At 71.3% G+C, this 1,328-nt stretch carries 2 protein-coding genes; both read left to right on the forward strand.

Annotation, left to right across the window (positions count from 1 at the left end; all coding sequences use genetic code 11):
- Positions 1-566, forward strand: a 566-nt coding sequence (locus tag OOT08_RS03030; RefSeq protein WP_325091066.1) for an ABC transporter permease, incomplete at its 5' end; no start/stop codon positions are given.
- The coding region (locus OOT08_RS03035) for an ABC transporter ATP-binding protein (protein ID WP_325091067.1) at positions 563-1,328 on the forward strand (766 nt) is incomplete at its 3' end. The genes OOT08_RS03030 and OOT08_RS03035, both read left to right, overlap by 4 nt.

Genomic DNA, 1,328 nt, shown 5'->3' on the forward strand with positions numbered 1-1,328 from the left:
TCGCCGGCTACGCGGGCGGCTGGCTCGACAGCGTGTTCATGCGCCTGGTCGACGTGATGTTCGCCTTCCCGATGCTGATCCTCGCCCTCGCCATCGTGGCCGTGCTCGGCCCGGGGGTGAACACCGCGACCATCGCAATCGGGATCGTCTACGTGCCGATCTTCGCCCGCGTGACCCGGGCGAGTACCCTCGGTGTGCGCGCCGAGCCCTACGTCCGCGCCTCGCAGACGATGGGCACCGGGCACCTGCGGATCCTGCGCACGCACGTCCTGCCGAACATCTCGGGCCCGATCATCGTGCAGACATCGCTCTCGCTGGCCTTCGCGATCCTCTCCGAGGCCGCGCTGTCCTTCCTCGGGCTGGGCGTGCAGCCCCCGCAGCCGTCCTGGGGCCGGATGCTGTTCGAGGCGCAGTCCTTCCTCGGCTCGGCCTGGTGGCTCGCCGTATTCCCCGGCGTCGCCATCTTCCTCACCGTGCTCGCCTGCAACCTCGTCGGCGACGGGCTCCGCGACGTCCTCGACCCCCAGCAGCGCAGCGTGATCGAATCCAGGAGTGCCCGCCGATGAGCGCAACCGAATCCCCCGTCCTGTCCGTCCGCGACCTGCGCGTCGCCATCGGCGCCACCGAGATTGTGCACGGCCTCTCCTTCGACGTGCACGCGGGGCAAACCGTCGGCATCGTCGGTGAGTCCGGCTCGGGAAAGTCCCTCAGCGTGCTGAGCGCCACCCGGCTGATGGATCTGCCGCACCAGCGCGTGACCGGCGAGTCGCTGCTGCACGGCCAGGACCTGGTGCGCGCCACCCCGGCGCAGCTGCGCCGGGTGCACGGGCGCGAGGTCGGCTTCGTGTTCCAGGACCCGAGCACGAGCCTCAACCCCCTGCTCACCCTGGAGCGCCAGCTCACGGAGGGGCCGGAGGCCCACCTGCGCCTCAGCCACTCCGCGGCCCGCAGCCGCGCGATCGGCCTCCTGGAGGCCGTCGGCCTGCCGGACCCGGAGCGGCGGCTCAACGCCTACCCCCACCAGCTTTCGGGCGGACAGCGCCAGCGCGTGATGATCGCGATCGCGCTGGCCTGCGACCCGAGCCTGCTGATCGCGGACGAGCCCACCACGGCCCTCGACGTCACCACGCAGGCCCAGATCATCGAGCTCGTGCGCGAGATGCAGCGCGAACGCGGCATGGCCGTGGTTTGGATCAGCCACGACCTCGGCGTGATCGGCCAGGTCGCCGACGAGGTCACGGTGCTCTACCGCGGCAACGCCGTGGAGCAGCGCCCCGTGCTGGAGCTCTTCGACGCCCCCGGCCATGACTACACGCGGCGGCTGCTGG

The organism is Leucobacter sp. M11, from assembly GCF_035726885.1.
In the GTDB taxonomy this organism is placed as follows: domain Bacteria; phylum Actinomycetota; class Actinomycetes; order Actinomycetales; family Microbacteriaceae; genus JAPFRB01.